The organism is Mesorhizobium sp. M7A.F.Ca.MR.148.00.0.0, from assembly GCF_003997735.1.
GTDB lineage: Bacteria > Pseudomonadota > Alphaproteobacteria > Rhizobiales > Rhizobiaceae > Mesorhizobium.
In genome coordinates this window covers 18266-40202 of record NZ_RZTB01000041.1, presented here as the reverse complement: position 1 = coordinate 40202, position 21937 = coordinate 18266, and the positions used below count along the sequence as shown (strand labels likewise).

Here is a 21937-nt window from a genome sequence, read left to right as displayed (position 1 = left end):
GATTTCCGAAGGGATTCATATCGCCTGCGTCAAGCTTTTGGTTTTGGCGCCTGCCGTCGTCAAAACCACCGCGCACGTTCGGGCAACATGCCTTGGGCCATTTCTGTTGGACAGCGCGCCGGCAAAGCGCTAATCGCATCAGCCATGCATGCGGGATCCCTGGATAAGAAGCCTTCGGACAGGCAAGCCTCGATCGCTTCGGCGCTGAGGACGGTGGCAACCGAACAGGCTGGGGTTGCAGCCCTTGCCGAGGCCTTGGAGAACGGATTGGCCGCGCCTTTCGCGCAGGCGGTCGAGATGATCTCCGGGATTGAAGGCCGGCTCATCGTCACCGGTGTCGGCAAAAGCGGCCATATCGGTTCGAAGATCGCCGCGACGCTGGCCTCGACCGGCACGCCGGCTTTCTTTGTCCATCCCGCCGAAGCCAACCACGGCGATCTCGGCATGATCGCCAGGGACGACGCCATCATCGCTATGTCGTGGTCGGGAGAAAGCAAGGAACTGATGGGCATCGTCGCCTATTCCAGGCGCTTCTCCATTCCGCTGATCGCCATCACCGCCGGAGAGACATCGGCGCTGGCGCGGGCCGCCGACGTCGTGCTGCTGCTGCCGCGCACGCCCGAGGCCTGCCCGCATGGCCTGGCGCCAACGACATCGACGCTGCTGCAACTGGTGATGGGCGACGCGCTGGCGATCGCGCTGCTCGAAGCACGCGGCTTCACGCCGGATCATTTCCGCACCTTTCACCCGGGCGGCCAGCTCGGCGCCAACCTGACGCAGATCCGCGAGATCATGCATGTCGGCGACAGGCTGCCGCTGGTGGTTGCGGGCACCGGCATGCAGGACGCGATCCTGGAACTGTCGCGCAAGGGATTTGGCTGCGTCGCGATCACCGACGTCGAGGGTGCGCTGGTCGGCATCATCACCGATGGCGACATCCGCCGTCACATCGGCAGCAACCTGCTGGCGATGACGGTGGATCAGGTGATGACAAAAGGCCCGAAGACCGCGACGCCGGAGACGCTGGTGGCAACGGCGCTGCAGACCATCAACAATTCAGCCATCACCAGCCTGATGGTGGTGGAGGGCCGGAAACCAGTCGGCCTCATCCACCTGCACGACCTGCTGCGTATCGGCGCCGCCTAAGGTGTGCTGATCTTAAGGTGATGCCGGCCTGCAAACGACGGTTTCCTGCGCTTCCGGTGCTCACGTACCCAAAGTACGCTCCGCTCCGGTTCTCGGAACCCACCGTTTTCGACTCGGCCTGACCTGAATCTCAACACACCTTGTCCAAGCGGTGGGTTTCAAGAATTCAGACAGCCTCGACGGTCAATTCCAGATCCGTATCGGCCGCGCCCGTCACGCGCACTTGCGTGCCGGCCGGCAAATCCGGGCCGGAGACACGCCACAGCGTATCGCCCAGCTTGATGCGCCCGCGTCCGTCCCGGATCGGCTCGGCAAGTGTCGCCATCCTGCCGACCATTTGCGCGCCGCGCCGGTTGAGCAGCGGCTGGTCGGTCGGGTCGTTGCGGCTGCCGACCAGCTTCTTGCCGACATAGGCCGAGACCAGCGACAGCGCCAGGAAGGCGAGGACCTGGACCTGCCAGGTCCAGAAGCCGGCGTCCCAGACCAGCAGCGACACGGCGCCGATGATCAGCGCGGCGATGCCGATCCACAGCATGAAGATACCCGGCGCGATGACTTCCATCACCAGCAGGATGAAACCGAGTACCATCCAGTTCCACGGGCCGAGTTCGGAAACGATGCGGTCGATCATTGGTTTCGACCTCAGTTGTCGGTTGGGCGAACGACCGGCGGGCGCGCGGCCTGCCTCTGCGAGCCGGTCGTGCCTTCGCTGCGGAAGACTTCCTTGGCGATTTCGCCAATGCCGCCGAGCGACCCGATCAGCGACGATGCCTCGAAGGGCATCAGCACGATCTTGCTGTTGGTGGCCGTGCCGATCCTGCCAAGCGCTTCAGTGTATTTCAGCGCTACGAAGTAGTTCAGCGCCTGCACATCGCCTTTGGAGATCGCTTCCGACACCACCTGGGTGGCGCGGGCTTCCGCCTCGGCCGAACGTTCGCGCGCCTCGGCATCGCGGAAGGCGGCTTCCTTGCGGCCCTCGGCCTCGAGGATCTGCGACTGCTTGAGGCCTTCGGCGGCAAGGATCTGGGCACGCTTGTTGCGTTCCGCGGTCATCTGCCGGCCCATCGATTCGATAAGGTTGGCCGGCGGGTTGATGTCCTTGATTTCGACGCGGGTGATCTTGATGCCCCACGGGTGGGCTGCCTCATCGACGACACGCAGCAGGCGCTCGTTGATGGCGTCGCGGTTCGACAGGAGTTCATCGAGATCCATCGAACCCATGACGGTACGGATGTTGGTCATCGTCAGATTGAGGATGGCGTTCTGCAGGCCGGAAACCTGGTAGGCGGCCTGCGCCGCGTTGAGGATCTGGAAAAAGGCGATGCCGTCGACACCGACAATGGCGTTGTCGCGGGTGATGATTTCCTGGCTCGGAACGTCAAGCACCTGCTCCATCATGTTCATCTTGGCGCCGATACGGTCGATGAACGGGAAAATGAAATTGAGGCCTGGGCTCAGTGTCTTGGTGTAACGGCCAAAGCGCTCCACCGTATAATTGTAACCTTGCGGGATTGTCCTGATGCCTTTGATCAGCAGCACCAATACCAGAAGTGCAAGTGCACCAATCGCAATATCGAAACCACTGAAATCCATTTGGCTCTCCCTCAGACGAAGGCCGCACAAGCCATTCTCGCGCCGCCGACTTCACCAAAGACTTAAGTGTATTTCAGATGCGTTACAATCAGGTGATGATGGATTGTTTATAGGGTTGCACTCAGCGGTTGAAGGCGAACAATCTTGCATCCATGTCATCCAGCCCGTTGATCGAAGCCGGGACAATCTCGGAAGCGACCTGCGAGAAGGTGATGCCGTTGCCGCCGTAGCCCATCACCGCATGGATGCGCGGGTGGCGGGGAATGGCGCCGATATAGGGCAGGCCGGTGGTCGTGGTGCCGAACGAGCCGGTCCAGGCAAAATCGGGCCTGGTGTCGAGATGCGGAACTATCAGGCCGAGCTTCTCGGCGATGCGTGTGCTCTTGTCGGCGATCAGCGCGTCGCGCCGCGCTTCGTCGATAAAATCCTCGTCCTCGCCGCCGCAAATGACCCGGCCGTCGACCGTCGTGCGCATTTCGCGGTTGCGGGCGTGTCGCAATCGCCCATGTCGAGATGATCCGGTGGGCGGTGGCCGGCACGATGTCGACAAGTTCGTAGCCGGTGGCCAGAACAACATGTCGTGCGGTTATGGTCGGGCCATCCCTGGTCCCGACGACAACAGCTTCGGCGCTGTCCTCGATCATTGTGGCTTCGACGGGGGCATAGAAGCGTGCCTTGCGCTCCAGGGATTTCAGCAGCAGCCCAGCCGTCAGCTTCCGTGGGTCGAGGGCGATATTGCCGTGGCCGAGAATGGCGCCTTCGCGGTCGATGCCGAATTTCTCGGCTAGCTGTTGTCGGGTTAAGCAGATGGCGCCGATGCCGGCCAGCCGACGTGCCTCGGCCTCGTCGCGCAGTTCCGGCGGACCAAGCATCGTGCCGGCCAGATAGAGTGACGGCATGCGGCTTAGGCCACAGTTGATGCCGAGTTCGGCAATGCGTCCGGCGAGATTGGAAACGGCGAGCCGCGAGCGTCGCCAGGCCTGCTGGGCCGAAGCTCTGCCGACCATCTTCGAGAGCGTGGAGAGAGGCTGGTCTATTTCGAATGCCACCAGTGCGGTGGTTGCGGCCGTCGAGCCCTTCAGCGGGCCGCGCCGGTCGATGCAGATGACCCGATGGCCATCGGCCGTCAGCGCCTCGGCCATCATGGCGCCGCTGATGCCCATACCGACGACCAGCACATCCGTGTTGACGTCCCGGATCAGGCCGTCCGTCGGCACCGCAGGCGCGCGATAGGCCGACCAGACGGGCTGGCCAGTTCTGAGGTCGAGTTTGCGGGGCATCGCATTCTCCGGAGGCGCGCCTTAACGCCCCGGAGCTTGTGTTGTTCCGGGTTAGACCCAGCCGGACAGTTCGCGCCGCACCATCGCCTCGATCACCGCCATCCCTTCCGCGCTATCGTTGAGGCAAGGTATATGGGCGAAATTTTTGCCGCCGGCATGGTGGAAGGTTTCAGCCGCCTCGCGGCCGATCTCGTCCAGCGTCTCGATGCAGTCGACGGAAAAGCCGGGATTGACGATAGCGATCGACTTGACGCCGTCCTGCGCGAGTTTTTCCACCGTCTTTTCGGTGTAGGGCTGCAGCCATTCCTGCGCGCCGAAGCGTGACTGGAAGGTGATGATCAGTTTCTTGTCATCCCAGCCGAGCCGTTCGCGCAACAGCCGCGTCGTCTTCTGGCAATGGCAATGATAGGGGTCGCCCTTCTCGAAATAGGGTTTTGGAATGCCGTGATAGGAGGTGATGACCACCTCCGGCTCGAAGTCCAGCGTCGCCAGATGCCGTTCGATCGAGCGCGCCAGCGCTTCGATATAGACCGGCTCGTCATAGTAGGGCGGCACGCTGCGGACGGCCGGTGCGCGGCGCATCTTCATCAGCGCGCGAAACAGCTGGTCGTTGGCGGTTGCCGTGGTCGTCGCCGAATATTGCGGATAGAGCGGAAAGGTAAGGATGCGGTCGCAGCCCTGGTCGACCAGACGCTGGGCAATGCTTGCAGTTGAAGGGTTGCCGTAGCGCATCGCCCAGTCGACGACGACATCAGGCAGGTCGCTCAGCGCTTCGGCCAGCTTTTCGGCCTGGGCGCGGGTATAGGTGCGCAGCGGCGACTCGTCCTTCTCCCGGTTCCAGATACGGGCGTAGTTGGCGCCCGACTTCTTGGGCCGCCTGGTGAGCACAAGGCCATAGAGGATCGGATACCAGATCGCCCTGTTGAGCTCGATGACGCGCGGGTCGGACAGGAATTCACGGAGATAGCGCCACATCGGCTTGAAATCGGTGCCGTCGGGCGTACCCAGATTGACCAGCATGACGCCGATCTTGCCCGCCTTGACCGGCGGATGCCCAGCGGGCAACGGGCCGGGCGCCTTTGCGGCCTTGGGTTCGGCAGGGGTGGGAAGCGTCATAAGGGTTCTCCGGAAGACGCGAACCTAACCATCTTGCGCGCGCATTCAATGCAGCGTCTGGCCGCACCTTAAAGCGGATTGTCTGAATGGATTCAGACGACCCGCTTTAAGTCTTTGTTTTATGCACGTCGTTCTCCCAAAACCGAGGTCACTTTTGGGCGACATGCATTAGTCCGAAAACAGGACGCCCGTCCGGTTTTCGGACGGGCGGTGTCATTCAGGCATATAGCGGGGCTATTGCGGCGGGATGGTCAGCGTTGCGCCAACAGGAAGCCGGCGCGGCTCATAGCCCTTGTTGGCGCCCGAAATGACCTTCCATTTGGCACCGTCGCCATAGACCTTCTTGGCCAGATCCCAATAAGTGTCGCCGGCAACGATGACATGGCTGGCTTCGGCCGGTGCGGCCTCCGCTGGCTTTGCCGGCTCGGCGGCGGGAGCCGGTGCCGCCGGGGCGGGGGCTGCTTCTGCCGGTTTTGCCGCCTCTGCCGGTGGCGCCGGCGGGGGTGGCGCTCCCTCTGTCGATATGGCCGGGGGCGTGTTGGCGATGTCGCCCGAGTTGGCCGGCAATTCGGGCATTGCCGGCGCCGCATCGGCAGGCTTGGCGGCTTCAGCCGGTGCGGGCGCCGGCGTGGCCGGCGCTGCTTCGGCTGGCTTGGCCGGATCGGTTGCCGGGGCCGCAGGCGCCGCGGCGACGGTCGCGGCTATTTCGGTGATGCGGCCGTCGAGCTTCGGCGTGTAGGGACGATGGGCGCCGAGATAGTCGGCGACCACCTGTTCGAGGCCGGGGCCGTAATCGTAGGCATTCTTGGCCTTGTCGGCGAAGATCTTGTAGCCGTCGCCGCCCTGGCGGACATAGTTGTTGGTTGCGACCAGATAGTCCTTGTCCGGCTTGATCGGCGTCCAGGCGCCGCCCTCCATGACTTCCACCGACTTGACGCGGCCGGCATTGGGCGCGACGGATTTGTCGAAGGAATATTTCAGGCCGGCGACCTGGGGGAAGCGCCCGGCGCCGTCCTCGACCTGGCTGAGGCCGCCCTCGAGGCCGGCCACCAGATCCTTGCCCGAAATCTGGAAGGTCGCCAGCGTGTTCTGGAACGGCAGCACGGTCAGCACCTCGCCCATGGTCACGGTGCCCTTGTCGATCGAGGCGCGCAGGCCGCCGCCATTGGAGATGACGATCTCGACGCCCTGTCCCTTGACGCGGTCGAGGATGGCGTCGGAGACGAGATTGCCCATCGCGCATTCGCGGGTGCGGCAGCTCTCGCGACTGCCGTCGATGACGTCGGTGGTTTCCGCCACTTCCTTGTTCTTCAACGCCTCGATCGGCGCGCCAAGCTCCTTGATACGGGCGAGCACGGCCGGGTCGGGGGTGATCGACTTGTCGAGATAGATCGGGTCGCCGCCGGCCGATTTGACGACGCCATTGTCGTCGAAAACCACCTTGAACTCGCCGAGGTATTTCGAATAGGACGCCGCCTGCACCACCGGCACCTTGTAGCCGTCCGGATTGTCGACCATCGTCGGGTAGGGGCCTTCCGCCTTGGGGTCGGTGTTCGACAGCAGCGAATGGCTGTGACCGCCTACGACGACATCGATGCCCGGGATCTTGGCAATGACGTCGCGCTCGCGCCTGTAGCCGATATGGGTCACGGCGATGATCTTGTTGACGCCTTCGCCCTTGAGCTTCTCGACCTCGGCGGTGATCGACTTGACGTCGTCCTCTATTGCGACGTTGGGTCCGGGGGAAGCGAGGTCCGGCGTGTCGTTGGTGATCGCGCCGATGATGCCGATCTTCTGGCCGCCGACCTCGACGACAACAGATGGCTTGACGCGGTCGCCGAGCTTGGATTGCGCATTGGCCTTCACATTGGCGCCGAGCACCGGGAACTTGATCATGTCGAGGAACGGCGCCAGGGCCACCTCGCCGTCGTCGAATTCATGGTTGCCAAGGGCCATGGCATCGAACTTCATGTCGTTGAGGAATTCGCCTTCGACCTTGCCCTTGTAGGTGGTGTAGAACAGCGAGCCCTGGAAATTGTCGCCGGCGCTGAGCAGCAGCACGTTCTGGCCTTCCAGCTTCTTCCGCTCCTGGGCGATCGCGGTGATCAGCCGGCCCGCGCCACCGATGCACTCGCCCTTGGTTTCCTCGTCCGCCGAGCAGGTGGATTCATATTTGTTGTTGCCTTCGATGCGGCTGTGCCAGTCGTTGATATGCAGGATGTTAAGCGTGTAGTCGGCAAAGGACGTGCCGGCCGACAGACCGAGGGCTGAGGCTGACAGGGCTGCAATGGCGGCAAGCTTCTTCATCTTCGTCTCCCGGAAAGCTGATCAGAGGCCATTAGCGCTCTTGCTTGACTGGAACATAACAGCCGGCGCTTCGGCCATGTTCCCATCGCGTTCCCGATGACGCAAGCGGAATCCGGGACCCTTTGCCGGCATAAAAAAGGACGGCGGCCAACCGGTCGCCGTCCTTGAAAAACGAATGGTCGTGGGTTCAGACGCGCCTTGTCAGCACGAAATTCTGACCGCTGGAGCTGGTGCAGTTGAGCTGGCTTGTCGACACCATCAGGCAGTTGAAGCTGACCGCGGTCTGGCGGATCAGCGAGGTGCCGTTGATCTGCACCGATGTGGCGCCGGTCATCGTGTAGCTGCCGTCGGCAAGCTTCTGGCCGGTGTCGGTGGCGACCGTCGTGAAGGTACCGCCGGCGAAGGTCGACAGGCCGGTGCCCTTGGCGTCGATCCATGAGCCCTCGACACCTTTCGGCGCCGCTGCCATCGGCGGTTCATCAGGGCCGCTGGTCGCACAGGCGGCGAGCATCGTCGCAATGGCACCCGCCACGCTCATCGAAAGAATTTTGCGCGCAATGATCATGTGAAAATCCTCTCCTCTCGCATCGGCCCGAAAATCGGAATCGATTTTCGACAAGCACGAGGCGTGCATCCAAGTTTCCAGAGCGACATGCGTCCAGATGAATGCGTGTCGTTGTGGTCCGCATCCCTTCAATCGCCCGATTTCCGGGCGATTGCAAGGCGGTGAGGCAGGTAGGCGGTGCTGCTATCGCACAAGGATGTTGCGGAACTGCCACGGGTCGTTCCGGTCGAGGTCATCCGGGAACAGGCCGGGACGGTTATCGAGCGGCGTCCAGTCGGTGTAGTAGCCCTTGACCGGTCCGAGGTACTGGGACTGCACTTCCAGGCACCGCCTGTAGTCCATCTCGTCGGCTTCGACGATGCCGGCCTCGGGGTTCTCCAGCGCCCAGACCATGCCCGAGAGCACCGCCGAGGTGACCTGCATGCCGGTGGCGTTCTGATAGGGCGCCAGCTTGCGCGCCTCGGCGAGTGACAGCTGCGAGCCGTACCAGTAGGCATTCTTGTCGTGGCCGTAGAGCAGCACACCGAGTTCGTCGACGCCGTCGATCAACTCGTTCTCGTCGAGCACATGATGCACCGGCTGAGGCTTGCCGGCGGCGCCGAACATCTCGTCGAGCGACAGCATCGCGTCGTTGCAGGGATGGTAGGCATAGTGGCAGGTCGGGCGGTACTGGACCTTGCCCTTCTTCGAACGCACGGTGAAGAAATCGGCGATCGAGATCGCCTCATTATGCGTCACCAGCAGGCCGTATTGCGCGCCGGGAGTCGGACACCACGAGCGCACGCGCGTGTTGGCGCCAGGCTGCTCCAGATAGATGGCTGCCTTCGAGCCGTGCTTGTGCTTCTTGGCGTTCTTCGGCATCCATGTCTCGTGTGTGCCCCAGCCAAGTTCCGCGGGCTGCAGGCCCTCGGAGATGAAGCCTTCGACCGACCAGGTGTTCCAGAACACATCCATCGGTTTCGGCTTCTTGGCGCGCTGGGTGTCGCGTTCGGCGATGTGGATGCCCTTGACGCCGGCCTTCTTCATCAGCTTGGCCCAGCCCTCGCGGTCGTCCTGCGCGGGCTCCGAGAACTCCAGGCCAAGATCGGTGGCGAGATTGACCAACGCCTGCTTGACGAACCACGAGACCATGCCTGGATTGGCGCCGCAGGTGGAGACCGCCGTGGCGCCGCCGGGCTTGTCGTGCTTTTCCTTGAGCAGCGACTCGCGCAACGCGTAATTGGTGCGGCTGGCGTTGTCCGCCTTGGTGTCGAAATAGAAGCCGAGCCACGGCTCGACGACGGTGTCGATGTAGAGAACACCGAGCTTGCGGCAGAGCCGCATCAGATCCACCGAGCCGGTATCGACCGACAGGTTGATGCAAAAGCCCTGGCCGCCGCCATTGGTCAGAAGCGGGGTCAAGAGCTTCTTGTAGTTCTTCTCGGTCACCGCTTCCTGGACGAAGGCGATGCCGCGCTCGTCGAGCAGCTTGCGGTCGGTGTCGCGCGGGTCGATGACCGTCATGCGCGACTTGTCGAACTGGAAATGGCGTTCGATCAGTGGCAGCGTTCCCCGGCCGATCGAGCCGAAGCCGATCATCACGATTGGGCCGCTGATCTCACCGTAAACGGGCCAGTTTTCATTCGCCATTTTATCGAGCACTCCTTCAAAACCCAGGAAACTGGGAAAACATGCGCAAGCCGGGGATTTTTTGCCCGGCGGCCATGCGCTACATCACAGATCATTGTCACAAACCAGCGAAAAGCGCCAACCAGCGGCTAGCTGCGTTGGCTACGTGGTTAAGGCTGAAACCGTGGATGAATGGCTCTACCCGAACCAAAGTTAGCTCATTTGCCAAGCGCAAGCGACGTGCCCCGTCCGTTCAACGGATTTTTGCCCTCGGCGCAGCTGTGGACGCCCGAACCACCAACTCCACGGGCAGAACGACTTGGCGGGGCGGTTGGTTGTCAAGAACCATGCGGGCGGCGAGCCTGCCTTTTCCGATCACGTCTTGCGCGACAGTCGTCAGCGGAGGTGTGGTGCGCGCGGATTCAGCAGTGCCATCGAAGCCAATGACCGACACGTGGCCCGGCACCTCTATGCCGCGACAAACCGCCTCGTCGAGTATTGTGATCGCCTGCCAATCCGACATGGTCAGGATCGCGGTTGCTTCAGGCACACTGTCGAACACCACCGCTCCAGCAGATGGATCGCCGGGCGTCGTCTCGATAATCGGGACATCGTCGATCGACAGGTTCGCCTCCGCCAAGCCCTGTTTGAAACCGTCAAGCCTTTCGTCATCGAGTGAGAAGCCGGCAAGAAGCGGGCGCTTTGCCTGTCCGGGCATGTGCACGATGGGAGGGCCTGGAGTTCTCCGTATAGACAGGATGGCAAAATGTCGGTGTCCCAGCCCAGTCAGATGCCGGACGGCAGCGACCGCGCCCCTCCTGCCGTCGATCTTTATCGAATTGATGTCGGGACCTGCGTCGCTTTCGAGAATGACGAAGGGCAGGCGCCGCCGTTGTGCCGATGTTATGAGACCGATGTCCCCGCTGTGACCAAGGATGAAGCCGTCAACGAGGGCCTCGCGGATGCTGGCGAAGCGGGTATTATCGGTGCCGTTTACAAGGCTGAGCGTCGTTCCGGCCTCGTCGCAGGCGAGCGAAACGCCCAGCACCAGCTCGCGGCCATAGGGACTTCTCATCACCTCGGCGATGGCGTAGGCGCCAGGTGGCATGAACCCGATGGCATTGAACTTGCCATCCCGCAGCAATCGTCCCTTTGGATCGGGGCCGCCAAACCCGAGCGCTCGCGCGGCCGCTTCGACACGTTGGCGCAACTCAGGCCTGACCAGTTCCGGCCGGTTGAAGACGTTGGAAACAGTGCCCCGGGAGACACCGGCAGCCTTGCCCACGTCGGCTAGCGTTGGCATTGCGATTCACCCATTTCCCTTCAGTTAGACCATTTTTTGGAGCGCTCCAAGAATTTTGTTGACTCAAAACTGGAAAGGGCGGATCGTATCACTTGGAGCGCTCCAAGTAGGCGTATCTGGCATTTTCGCGACTGAAACCTCGAAGTTCGTCAATGGCTTGGTCCCAACGGCCACGCCCAGGGAGGGTGTTATGGCAGAAACCAATGTTTTTCCCGCCTCGCTTGTCGGTAAGACTTTCGACTGCGTTTTCGGCCCGTTCGTACCCGGCTGACGTTTTTCTCGCCGGAAGAACTACATGTGCATGCGTCGATCGGAGCCACCAAAATTGACGAGGTGGTCAAGATCGACATGACCAGCGTACGCCCGAACCTCGTGCTCATGAGCTGGACGGAGCAGAGCGGCAACTTCATCGTGCAGTTGCAGGATCATGAGAAAGGGATCGTCCACAATTATGCGCGGCTGGCCGACGGGCAGCTCTTCTGTGCCCAAGGCGTCATTCAAGCCGTTGCGCCTGCGTGACGCTCCCGCGTCGGGGCCCGGCAAAGTGCGGCATCGACCGGCATACTGCTGTTTCCTAGTTGAAGTACTTCGGATTACGATCTGCTGAATTGCCGTCATCGATTTCCCTATTGAAGGAGGAAAGTGCGATGGAACTCGCTTACGACAGTCATCTGCTTGCCCGAATTCTGCTGAGCGTCGCGACCGTGGGCTACGGTGTGGTGACGATCAAAGCCGACCTCAACGCCACCCACGCCACCAATCCGCTGTGGACTCCGCACGCCCGGTTTCACGTCGTTTGGCAGGTGCTGAGCTACACCGGAGTCGCGCTGATTGCGCTGGGGCTTATCTGGATTGGAGGGCCACTCCAAGCCGAGCGGCTCTATCTCGCCGGGGGATTGGGCGTGGCCATGTATGGAGCGTTCTTCGTGGCCATGCTCTCACGACCGATCTATGGCGGCGTGCTCTACGACGAGAACGGCTACCTGCCATTCCGACCGCCGTTCGGACCGGCGGGTTGGCGGTGGGATGTCAACGTCACCGTCTTTACCGCGATGTCCGCGATCCTGCTGCTGGGCTTGGCCGCGATTTAGGACAGCGCCAGCACCCCGAGCCGGTCGACCAGCCGATCGCGGTCTGATGTCAGGCCCTTATAGTCGAGCTGGGCGAGATCGAGCGCTTCGAGTTGGGCGGCGAAAGACGCCGCGAGCTTCGCCCGATCCGGGTGCCGGGCCAGCACGGCGAGCGGATCGAGATGGATGCGGATGGTGAACAGGATATTGCGTGAAACAGGCAGTTTGCGCAGGGTCTGCCGCTCGACGCGGATGAAGGCATGGGCGTCGATGTCGCCATCGGGAAAGCGCGACGGCCGGTTGGTGGCGCGGTCGATGCGCTGCAGGTCGGAGAGCGGATGATAGAGCGCGTTGTCGGACTGGATCGACCAGTTGTAGCGCTCGACCGCCTGCCCCTGGAGGCCATCGAACATCCGGTTGATGAGTTCCGCCGGACGCGTGCCTGGGCCGAAACCCGGCACCGGCGCGTGGATGTCCTGCAGCGGCTTGCCGAATTTTTCCAGGAGCGACCAGGACGAGGGAAAGCAGAGCGAGCCGGCAACCAGCCGCCAGCCGCTGTCGCCACGGCGCATCAGGATGAGGTCTTCCTGGACGAGCTGTGAGGCCTTGGCCAGCGGCGCATCGGCAAGGGAAGCAGGCAGTCGGTTCGCCGCGCCCGCCACCTCGACGCTTGATCCGCCGAGCCGATGGGTTTCGGGGAACCTCTCCAGGAGATGCGCAGCGAGCAAGTCGAGCACTTCCTGCTGGGCATCGCGCGTGCCGTCCTCCTCGACGAAAACTCGCTCTGGGATTTCGGCATAGAGCCGGTGCTTCTCGGCGAGATACGGCAGCAGATGGCCGTCGATCTCGATCCAGTCCGCCGGATCGAGCGGCTTCAGCCCGATACTGAACAGTTTCGACGAGCCGTCATAGGGCGTGTGGGTGGGGAGCGTATGCTCTGGGGGTGTGTGAGTGGGCACAGTCGTCCTGTTTCAGGTCAGTCTTGCGGGGATCAGTCCGCGTAGCGAATTGCCGACGAACAGGGTCCTGGCGGATTTCAGATCGTCCAAGCTGTAGATCGCTTCGCGGGCGCGGCCTTCATCCAGAAGCTGCGCGCGCAATACACCAGGCAGCAGGCCGCAGTCGAGCCGGGGCGTGGCCAACACGCCGTCGCCGAGATCGGCAAAGACATTGGTGATCGTGCCTTCACAGATCTCGCCGCGCTCGTTGGCCATAAGCACCTCGTCGGCCTGGGTGATGAGGTGTTCGGCGCGGGCACGCGTGTAGAGCTGCCGTCGGCTGGTCTTGTGGCGCAGCAGCGTGTCGTGCGAATCGAGCCTCGTCCGCGCCAGCCGCAGCATCCAGACCTTGTCGGCGGCGAGAGGTTCATAAGGCTGCGCCGAGGCCGCCACCTCACCATCGTGCGACAGGACGAGCCGCGTGCGCATGGCAACGCCGGAACCGCTGACCGCGCTGCTCAGCGCCTCGCCGACCTTGCCTGGATCGCAGCGGAAGCCGAGCTCCGCCGCCGAGCCATAGAGGCGCGCAAGATGGCGATCGAAGCGCAGGAAGCCCGGGCCGGGTTCCCAGCGCATGGTCTCGATCAACTGAAAGTCGGCGGTGTTCCCGTCGCGAAGCGCGCTTTCAGCAGACACTCCTGATACTCCTCCTGCGCCGTCGAATCGAAGACGACGCCGCCTCCGACATTGTAGACGGCCTCGCCGCCCGAAAAGAGCGAGATGGTGCGGATCGCCACGGAAAAGCGCATCGGGCCGCCGGGCGCGATCCAGCCTATGGCGCCGCAATAGGCATCGCGGGGCGTGCCTTCCAGATCGCGCAGGATCTCCATGGCACGGATCTTAGGCGCGCCGGTGATCGAACCGCAAGGAAACAGCGCCGCGAAAATCTGGCGGATAGAGAGACCCGGCAGCAGTTTGGCCCTGACGTCGCTTACCATCTGATGCACGGTCGGGTAGGTCTCGATGCGGAACAGCGCCGGCACGTCCAGCGTACCGACCTCGCTGATCAGCGAGATATCGTTGCGAAGGAGATCGACGATCATCCGGTTTTCGGCCTGGTTCTTCTCGTCATTGCGCAGGAAGATCTTCTGCCGTTCGTCCTCGGCTTTGGTGGCGCCGCGCGGCGCCGTGCCCTTCATCGGATGCGTCTCGATCATGCCCTCGGCGTCGATCTCGAAGAACAGTTCAGGCGAGCGCGACAGCACGATGGGTTCACCGAGCGCGATCAGCGCGCCATATTTCACCGGCTGACGTTCCGTCAATGCATCGAAGGCGGCCAGCGGCTCGCCTGACCATTGCGCATGCACGGGAAAGGTCAGATTGCCCTGGTAGCAATCACCTTGCCGGATGTGCTGGTGCAGCCGCGAGAAGCGTTTTTCATAATCCTCCGGCGACCACGTCGCACGGGCGTCGAAGATCGGGCCGTTGGTCGCCGTGGTGTCGCGCGGCGGCACCGCCTCTTCGACCGGGGCATCGAAAACCCCAAGGCACACGAGTGGTGCCCGGCGTCCATTCGGCAGCAGGGGAACGAGCTTGGGTTCGAGCAGGTAGCCCGCCTCATACGAGAAATAGCCGGCAAGCCATTTGCCTGCATCATGCGCGGCTTGTGCTGCTTCCAGAGCCGGTTCGAAATCCTCTGCTTCGTGCGCCACGATGATATCGGCCGGCCGGTCGAAAACGAGCTGGCGCGCGCTTTTGTCATTGCGAAAAATTGCGGCGGGCAGGGACATGGGCACCGAATGCTGCGGTCAATGAAGCATCAACCGCTCTATATGGGGTGCCGCCCGCGCGCAATCGAGGGAACGGCACGCTGCCTCTTAAAGCCGACCTTTGGGCCAACTCAGGAACCAAGAGCAAACGGCGACGCCGATATGGCGCCGCCGCTTGCAATCTTCAGGTCTCGCCTGGCGATCAGCTGTTGCTGGAGGTTCCGGCTGTTGGAAACTGCTTGGCGAATTCCTTCTCGTTGCCGGCTGCGATCAGCTTGGCCTGCTCGATCCAGCGTTCGCGCGCGATACGGCCGTCGAAATTCATGACGTCCTCGATCCGTTTGATATCGGCCGCGGTCCAGGACGCGATCTGCGCGAAGCTGGTGACGCCTTGCGCCTTGAGCAGCTTCTCGTTGACCGGACCGATACCGATCAGCCGGCGCAGATTGTCGGGCTTTCCAGATGCTGGGCCGGCTGCTGGCTTGGCTGTTGCAGACTTGGTTGTTGCAGACTTGGCTGTTGCAGACTTGGTTGTTGCAGACTTGGCTGTTGCAGGTTTGCTCGTTGCGGATTTGGCTGGAGCCGAGGTTTTGGTGGCGGCGGGTTTCGCCGCCGGCTTGGCAGGGACCGCCTTGCCAGGGACCGCTTTCGCAGCGGCCGGTTTGGCCGGCGCCGGCTTTGTGGCGGCGGATTTGGCTGTCGCGGGGGCCGACATCAGGGCCGCCGGCGCCTGGCTTGCCGGCTTTGCCGCGCTGCTTCCGGCGGCAGGTGCGGCCGACGCTTCACGCAGCCGGCGCTCGAGGTCGGCGCGGGTCTTGCCGCATGCATCGAGTTCGCCGGTCAGGCGGTCGCCGTCGGTGCGCAGCCTGTCGCGTTCGCTGCGTGTACGGTCTAGGTCGCCGCGCAAGCTGTCGAGTTCACCGCGCAGGCGCCCCCACAGGAACCAGCCGACCAACACGCCTATCAGGAACGCCAGGACCACGTAGAAAAAAGTGCCCATTGTCTCTCTCCAGTCAGATCCGTCTGCCGTGGGTCATGACCTTCGGCGAAGGACTACTCTTGGTGGTTCCGCGGTAAGCAGAACAGCCGGCTTCGGTTCGAGCTGCGGCGATCGGCTTTGCTTGCCCATGGCCAACGGCCGTTGTCGCGTTCGCCTGAGCGACACGGCCGGCTGAGATTTCTCCTCGCCGATCCGCATGCGCTCCGGCTGAGCTTGGAGCGAAGGCTATCATAGAGCTTGTGGAAAGCTATCGGAAAACTTCGGTGGAGAGTACTTCAAGAACAGATATTTAGGGTGATAGTAGAGCTGTCCCAACATGCATTCCGGCTAAACTGTTAGAGCGATGCCTGAGGGACGCGTTTCAAGCGTCGAGCGCTTCCAGCTCGTCGATCAGGCCGCTGATGACGCCAAGTCCGATCTGCCAGAAGGCGGGATCGGTGGCGTCGAGCCCGAAGGGCGCCAGAAGCTCGGAATGATGTTTGGTACCGCCGGCGCGCAGCATTTCGAAATACTTGTCCTGAAAGCCGCGCTCGGCGTTCTGGTAGACCGCGTAGAGCGAGTTCACTAGGCAGTCACCGAAAGCATAGGCATAGACATAGAAGGGCGAATGGATGAAGTGCGGGATGTAGGTCCAGAACACCTCGTAGCCTTCGCGCAGCTTGATCGCGGGACCCAGACTTTCGGCCTGCACTTCGAGCCAGAACTGACCGAGCCTGTCGGAGGTCAGTTCGCCGTTCTTGCGTTCGGCATGCACCTTGCGCTCGAATTCATAGAAGGCGATCTGGCGCACGACCGTGTTGATCATGTCCTCGACCTTCTGGGCGAGCATGGCCTTGCGCTCGCGCCGGTCGGTGGTCTGGTCGAGCAGCGAGCGGAAGGTCAGCATCTCGCCGAAGACCGATGCCGTCTCGGCCAGCGTCAGCGGCGTCGAGGCCATCAGTGCGCCCTGGCCGCCGGCCAGCACCTGATGCACCCCATGGCCAAGCTCGTGCGCCAGCGTCATCACATCGCGCGGCTTGCCCATGTAGTTGAGCAGGACATAGGGATGCGCCGACGGCACGGTCGGATGCGCGAAGGCGCCAGGCGACTTGCCGGGCCGCACCGGCGCGTCGATCCAATTGCGGTCGAAGAAGGTTCGCGCGATCTCGGCCATGTCGGGCGAAAAGCGCTGATAGGCGGACAGCACGGTGTTCCTGGCCTCGTCCCAGCCAATGATCGCCTGGGGCGTATCCGGCAACGGCGCGTTGCGGTCCCAGTGGTTCATCACCTCCATGCCCAGCCAGCGTGCCTTCATCGCGTAATAGCGGTGCGACAGGCGCGGATAGGCATCGCGAACGGCGGAAGCCAGGGCGTCCACCACGCTGCGCTCGACGCGGTTGGCGAGATGGCGTGAATCGGCGATGTCCTCGAAGCCGCGCCAGCGGTCGGATATCTCCTTGTCCTTGGCCAGCGTGTTGGTGATCAGCGTGAAGGTGCGCAAATTTTTGCGGAAGGTCGTGGCCAGCGCCTCGGACGCCCGGCGGCGCACCTCGCCGTCGGCGTCCTGCAAACGGTTCAGCGCCGGCTCCAGCGTCAGTTCCTCGCCGTCGATGTCGAAGCGAAGGTCGGTCATCGTCTCGTCGAACAGGCGGTTCCAGGCGCCGCGCACGGTGATCGACTTTTCGTGGAAGAGCTGCTCGACGCGGTCCTCAAGCTGGTAGGGCTTGTCCTTGCGCAGATCGAGCACCCATGGCCGGTAGTGACCGAAGGCGGGATCGCCGGCGAGCGCGCCTTCGATCGACGCATCGTCGATCAGGTTGAGTTCGAGCGCGAAGAACAGAAGGTGCGCGCTGGCGTCGGTCATCTTCTCCTGGACGTCACCATAGAGCTTGGCGCGCTGGGGATCAGCGGTGTTTCCGGCATAAACCAGACCCGCATAGGAGACGATGCGGCCGATCAGTTCCTCCAGCGCTTCGTAGGCGACGAGCGCCTCGCCCAGCCTGCCGGCGCTGCCGCGCTCGGCCTCGGCGGCCAGCGTGCCTTTCCAGCGGCTTTCGAAGCTGACCGCATCAGCGGCGGCCTTGGCGATGTCGCGCTTCAGTTCTGGCGCGTCCATGCCGGCATAGAGGTCGGCAAGGTTCCATTCCGGCAGGTCGCCCAGCTCGGCCGCGCCCTGACCGGACGCCGGCGCCGCAAGCCGCCGAGCAGAGACCATGTCGCCAGAATCCTTATGCATTGCCGACACCTTCCGTGGCCAAGGTTCGAGGAGAAACGAGAAGCCGGTCAAATCCTAAGGAATTCATTCACCGGGTTTTTTGAAACCTTATTTAGAACCCTGTGCCAAGATGGTCCACAGGGCAGGATTCCTCGGGCGGGCATAGTCGTATCAGTCATGACAGGTTCCATACTCATAGTCGATGACGATCCGGTGCAACGCCGGCTGCTCGAAGCGGCGGTGACGCGGTTCGGCTACAGCGCAATCGTCGTCGACGGCGGCGCGGCCGCTCTCGATATCCTCGATGGACCCGGCGCCCGCGAGGTGTCGGTGGTCATCCTCGATCTGGTCATGCCCGGTCTCGACGGTATCGGCGTGCTGAAGGCGATGCGCGAGCGCGATATCCACGTGCCGGCCATCGTGCAGACCGCGCAGGGCGGCATCGAGACCGTGGTTTCGGCGATGCGTCATGGCGCCTTCGATTTCGTCGTCAAGCCGGCGTCTCCCGACAGGCTGCAGGCGTCGATCGGCAATGCGCTCAAGGTCGAGGCCGTCGAGGGCGAGGTCAAGCGCACGTCGCGCCGGCGCGGCGGCCTCCTGACCTTCAAGGACATGATTACGCACAGCCCGGCCATGGACAGGGTGATCCGTCTTGGCCAGAAAGCGGCGGCATCCAACATCCCGATCCTGATCGAGGGCGAGTCCGGCGTCGGCAAGGAACTGGTGGCGCGCGCCATCCAGGGCAGTGGCGACCGCCGCTCGAAACCCTTCGTCACCGTCAATTGCGGCGCCATCCCCGACAATCTGGTCGAATCGATCCTGTTCGGCCATGAGAAGGGCTCGTTCACCGGCGCCACCGACAAGCACACGGGCAAGTTCGTCGAAGCGCATTCGGGCACACTGTTCCTCGACGAGATCGGCGACCTGCCGCTCGACGTGCAGGTCAAGCTGTTGCGCGCGGTCCAGGACGGCGAGGTCGATCCGGTCGGCGGACGATCGACCGTGAGGGTCGACATCAGGCTGATTTCGGCGACGCACCGCAACCTCCTGCAGCAGGTCAAGGACGGCAAGTTCCGCGAGGATCTGTTCTATCGGCTGAACGTCTACCCGATCTTCGTGCCGCCGCTGCGCGACCGCCGCGACGACATCCCCTATCTGGTCACCCATTTCATGGAGAAGGTGGCGCCGGCCGACCCGCACCGTCGCCTGCAGGGTATTTCGGCGGCAGCGCTCGCCGTGCTGCAAGCCTATGACTGGCCTGGAAACATCCGGCAGCTCGAAAATGCCGTCTTCCGGGCCTCGGTGCTTTGCGAAGGCGATGTGCTTTCCGCCGAGGACTTCCCGCAGATACGGGCGCAAGTGGAAGGCACCGTCAACCTGGATATGGACGGCGATGCGCCGGCGCCCTCGCAGTCTTTGCAGGAGCGCGATGACGAAGCCTTGCCCGGCGAGGGCGGCCCAGCAATCGCGTTCGATCCGCCGGCAAGGCTGCAGCCTCGCTTCGGCACGTTGCGGGCGCTCGACGAGCGCGGCAATGTGCGGGCACTGGCCGATGTCGAACTCGAGATGATCAAGCTTGCCATCGATCACTACAACGGACAGATGAGCGAAGTCGCCCGCCGACTCGGGATCGGTCGCTCGACGCTCTATCGCAAGCTCAAGGAACACGGCATCGATCCGGAGACGGGCCGCGTAGACCGGCTCGCCTCCTAAGGGCGATGCCGGGCTGAGCTTCGGAATCCTGCTTGCCACAAAGGCCGACGCCAGCTTGCAATGCCACAGCAGGCCTTGTATCGACGGCGGCATTGTGGCTGTGTCATGGACAGCTCTGTTCACGCATTAAGGCCAACGGTAACAGATCGTGTTCGGGCCGAAGGCGGAAATCTGATCTAAACCAGCGGTTTACCAAGAAACCTTGTGAACAATTTTTGACGGGATATCGCCACGCTGTTACCGCATTTCGGCTTCAATAAGCGATGATTAACCATTAGGATCGATATTCGGGTGTGCTAATGCCACATCCGTTTGGACAAATCCGGGGACAAACGGCAGCCTGCAAGGCCTTTTGATTTGAACAGAATCGAACGACACACAAACAGGCGGCACCATCATTTGAGCGTCTGGCCGAAGTGGCTGGCAGTGTTGGTTGTCGCTTTTGGTTTTGTTGCCGCGGCTGCGAGCGGAGCTAGCGCCGAAACACGGTCGCTGAAGCTTTATCATCTCCACACCCACGAGAAGGCCGAGATCGTCTACAAGCGCAACGGCCGCTACGTTCCCGAGGGTCTCAGGAAGATCAACATCATTTTGCGCGACTGGCGTCGCAACGAGCCGACCAAGATGGATCCGCGCCTGCTGGATCTGGTCTGGGAAGCGTATCGGGAAGCTGGCGCCACGGACTACATCCAGGTCATCTGCGGCTATCGCTCGCCGTCGACCAACTCGATGCTGCGCGGCCGCAGCAGGGGCGTCGCCGAGAAGAGCCAGCACATGCTCGGCAAGGCGATGGATTTCTACATCCCCGGCGTGCCGCTGAAGAAGCTGCGCAACATCGGTCTCAAGATGCAGGGCGGCGGCGTCGGCTACTATCCGTCATCCGGTTCGCCGTTCGTCCACATGGATGTCGGCAATGTGCGCCATTGGCCCGGTATCAGCCGGCAGGAACTGGTCAGCCTGTTCCCCAACGGCAAGACGCTGCATGTGCCGAGCGACGGCAGGCCGCTGCCCGGCTTTGAGCAAGCGCTCGCCTCCTACAAGGCGCGCAAGGGTTCAGGCTCGCCGGCGATCGAAATGGCCAGTGCTGGCGGCAGCGGCAAGAAATCAGGTGGCTTCCTGTCGGCTTTCTTCGGTGGCGGCGGCGACGACGAGGCCGACGACAGCGCCGATGTTCAGACCGCTTCGGCCGCCCCTCCGCCCAAAGCGAGAAACCTGAAGCCGGCAGCGGCAGCCAAGACCAGCAACCTCCCGGGCATTGCCATCGTGGCGCCGGAGAATGCGCGGCGCGCCGAGATTCCGCAGGTGGCCGAGCAGCAGGCCCCGGAGCCGGAAGAGGACACGCCGGAGACGATCATCGCCGCATTGCCGGCCCGAAGCGTTCCGCTGCCGGATTTCGCACCGCGGCCGAAAGCCGATGTCGGCGCTCAGCAGCCTGAGAACGTTCCTTTTGCGATGGCGGAGGCGACAGCCACCACCGAGCAGGCCGTGGCGACCGCGCATGCGCCGGCGGGCGTTCCTTTCGGCGTGGCCGATGCAACGGCTTCGGCTAATCCGGCCCAGGTCGCGGTCAACAACATACCGTTGCCGACATGGCGTCCCGACAATTCGCTGCCGGCCGCTCTGGCTGCGCCGCCCAGCAAGGATGTGCTGATGGCGCTGGCCGAGACGGCTGATCAAAGCAAGACGGCGACCGATGCGTTCTCGGTGCTGCCGACGGCGCGGCCCGAGATGGCCCAGCCGGATGCGGTCAAGCCGGATGCGGTCAAGGCCGTGCTCGACGAGGCCAATGCGCAGGTCGGTGCGGCCGATTACCAGCTTGCTTCCCTGTCGGGATCCGAGCCGCGTTCGGCGTTCAACGATCCGGACACCAACGCCGCATCGCCGCGCGATGCTGTCGTTGCCCGCCCAGTCGGTTCCGATCCGGCCGCCGCGATCGGCGCCGGCGTCAAGACGACCCGCAAGGAATCGAGAGCCACCGCCCGCGACCTGAAGCCAGGCCCCAAGGCCATGGTGGTTGCAGCCGCACCGCAGGCTGCCCGCTGGGCATTGACCAGCGGCGAGCATGTCGCCACCGTTTCAAGCGCGACGACGGCGCCGGGCTACGCCTACAGCATCGTGCACACGCCGCCGAGCGAGGTCTACACGGCCGGCTTCCAGCCGAGCAGCCAGCTGGCCGATGCCAATCGCTTCACCGGCAACGCCGTCAAGTTCATGTCGGTAGCCCGCTTCCAGACCAAATGACGACCAATCGATCGACAAAGCCGCGCCGGGCAACCAGCGCGGCTTTGTGCTGTTCAGCGAACCGGGCCAGCCCGCACGGTCACGCGCGGCTGAA

General features: G+C 63.0%; 17 protein-coding genes and 1 pseudogene. 5 read left to right on the top strand and 13 right to left on the bottom strand.

Translation table 11 applies throughout. The features are described 5' to 3' along the window. Positions 1-144: 144 nt before the first annotated feature. A complete protein-coding gene (locus EOB49_RS17160; RefSeq protein ID WP_127381661.1) occupies positions 145-1146 on the top strand; it encodes a KpsF/GutQ family sugar-phosphate isomerase in 1002 nt (333 codons plus the stop codon). Positions 1147-1312: 166 nt separating this feature from the next. Here EOB49_RS17160 and EOB49_RS17155 read toward each other — a convergent pair whose 3' ends face one another. From EOB49_RS17155 to EOB49_RS17120, 8 genes and pseudogenes are all read right to left on the bottom strand, one after another. Beyond that, on the bottom strand, positions 1313-1777 hold the full coding sequence (locus tag EOB49_RS17155) for an NfeD family protein (protein WP_127269754.1): 465 nt from the start codon (positions 1775-1777) through the stop codon (positions 1313-1315). A gap of 11 nt (positions 1778-1788) precedes the next feature. Beyond that, positions 1789-2739 carry an SPFH domain-containing protein gene (locus EOB49_RS17150; RefSeq protein ID WP_127269753.1) on the bottom strand — a complete coding sequence of 317 codons (951 nt, stop codon included), beginning with the start codon at positions 2737-2739 and terminating at the stop codon, positions 1789-1791. A 121-nt stretch (positions 2740-2860) separates the two neighbouring features. After that, positions 2861-4019 (bottom strand): annotated as a pseudogene (locus EOB49_RS17145) (FAD-binding oxidoreductase). Positions 4020-4070: 51 nt separating this feature from the next. Then, positions 4071-5135, bottom strand: a complete 1065-nt coding sequence (hemH, locus tag EOB49_RS17140) for a ferrochelatase (RefSeq protein WP_127381660.1) — start codon at positions 5133-5135, stop codon at positions 4071-4073. Positions 5136-5369: 234 nt separating this feature from the next. Next, complete coding sequence (locus EOB49_RS17135; RefSeq protein WP_127381659.1) at positions 5370-7442, bottom strand: bifunctional metallophosphatase/5'-nucleotidase; 2073 nt, start codon at positions 7440-7442, stop codon at positions 5370-5372. Between the two features lie 187 nt (positions 7443-7629). After that, positions 7630-8007: a hypothetical protein gene (locus EOB49_RS17130; RefSeq protein WP_127259982.1), complete on the bottom strand. Its 378-nt coding sequence runs from the start codon at positions 8005-8007 to the stop codon at positions 7630-7632. A gap of 183 nt (positions 8008-8190) precedes the next feature. Next, entirely contained in the window at positions 8191-9636 is a 1446-nt protein-coding gene (locus EOB49_RS17125) for a homospermidine synthase (RefSeq protein ID WP_127381658.1), read from the bottom strand. 232 nt (positions 9637-9868) lie between these two features. After that, on the bottom strand, positions 9869-10900 hold the full coding sequence (locus tag EOB49_RS17120; RefSeq protein ID WP_164761990.1) for a substrate-binding domain-containing protein: 1032 nt from the start codon (positions 10898-10900) through the stop codon (positions 9869-9871). Between the two features lie 315 nt (positions 10901-11215). On the opposite strand from EOB49_RS17120, the gene EOB49_RS17115 reads away from it, so the two are divergent. After that, positions 11216-11437, top strand: a complete 222-nt coding sequence (locus tag EOB49_RS17115) for a hypothetical protein (RefSeq protein WP_127381657.1) — start codon at positions 11216-11218, stop codon at positions 11435-11437. A 128-nt stretch (positions 11438-11565) separates the two neighbouring features. Beyond that, positions 11566-12009: a hypothetical protein gene (locus EOB49_RS17110; protein ID WP_127268297.1), complete on the top strand. Its 444-nt coding sequence runs from the start codon at positions 11566-11568 to the stop codon at positions 12007-12009. Here the strand turns inward: EOB49_RS17110 and EOB49_RS17105 are convergent. The 5 genes from EOB49_RS17105 to EOB49_RS17085 all read right to left on the bottom strand — a co-directional run bounded on the left by EOB49_RS17105 (position 12006) and on the right by EOB49_RS17085 (position 17889). Then, entirely contained in the window at positions 12006-12947 is a 942-nt protein-coding gene (locus EOB49_RS17105) for a DUF3445 domain-containing protein (protein WP_127381656.1), read from the bottom strand. The two genes, EOB49_RS17110 and EOB49_RS17105, sit on opposite strands and share 4 nt — an antisense overlap. Before the next feature lie 12 nt (positions 12948-12959). Continuing rightward, positions 12960-13622 carry an aminotransferase class IV family protein gene (locus tag EOB49_RS17100; protein WP_127381655.1) on the bottom strand — a complete coding sequence of 221 codons (663 nt, stop codon included), beginning with the start codon at positions 13620-13622 and terminating at the stop codon, positions 12960-12962. Next, positions 13571-14716: an aminodeoxychorismate synthase component I gene (locus EOB49_RS17095; protein ID WP_127326647.1), complete on the bottom strand. Its 1146-nt coding sequence runs from the start codon at positions 14714-14716 to the stop codon at positions 13571-13573. The genes EOB49_RS17100 and EOB49_RS17095 overlap by 52 nt, the downstream gene beginning before the upstream one ends. 181 nt (positions 14717-14897) lie before the next feature. Continuing rightward, the gene (locus tag EOB49_RS17090; RefSeq protein WP_127381654.1) at positions 14898-15695 is read right to left on the bottom strand and encodes a proton-conducting membrane transporter; all 798 of its coding nucleotides are present in this window, start codon (positions 15693-15695) and stop codon (positions 14898-14900) included. 361 nt (positions 15696-16056) lie between these two features. Next, entirely contained in the window at positions 16057-17889 is a 1833-nt protein-coding gene (locus tag EOB49_RS17085) for a M3 family oligoendopeptidase (protein WP_127381665.1), read from the bottom strand. 177 nt (positions 17890-18066) lie between these two features. Here EOB49_RS17085 and EOB49_RS17080 point away from each other — a divergent pair, with 177 nt between their 5' ends. Further along, positions 18067-19602 carry a sigma-54 dependent transcriptional regulator gene (locus EOB49_RS17080; protein ID WP_127322720.1) on the top strand — a complete coding sequence of 512 codons (1536 nt, stop codon included), beginning with the start codon at positions 18067-18069 and terminating at the stop codon, positions 19600-19602. 399 nt (positions 19603-20001) lie between these two features. Continuing rightward, positions 20002-21843 carry a DUF882 domain-containing protein gene (locus tag EOB49_RS17075; RefSeq protein ID WP_127381653.1) on the top strand — a complete coding sequence of 614 codons (1842 nt, stop codon included), beginning with the start codon at positions 20002-20004 and terminating at the stop codon, positions 21841-21843. Positions 21844-21937: the final 94 nt, after the last annotated feature.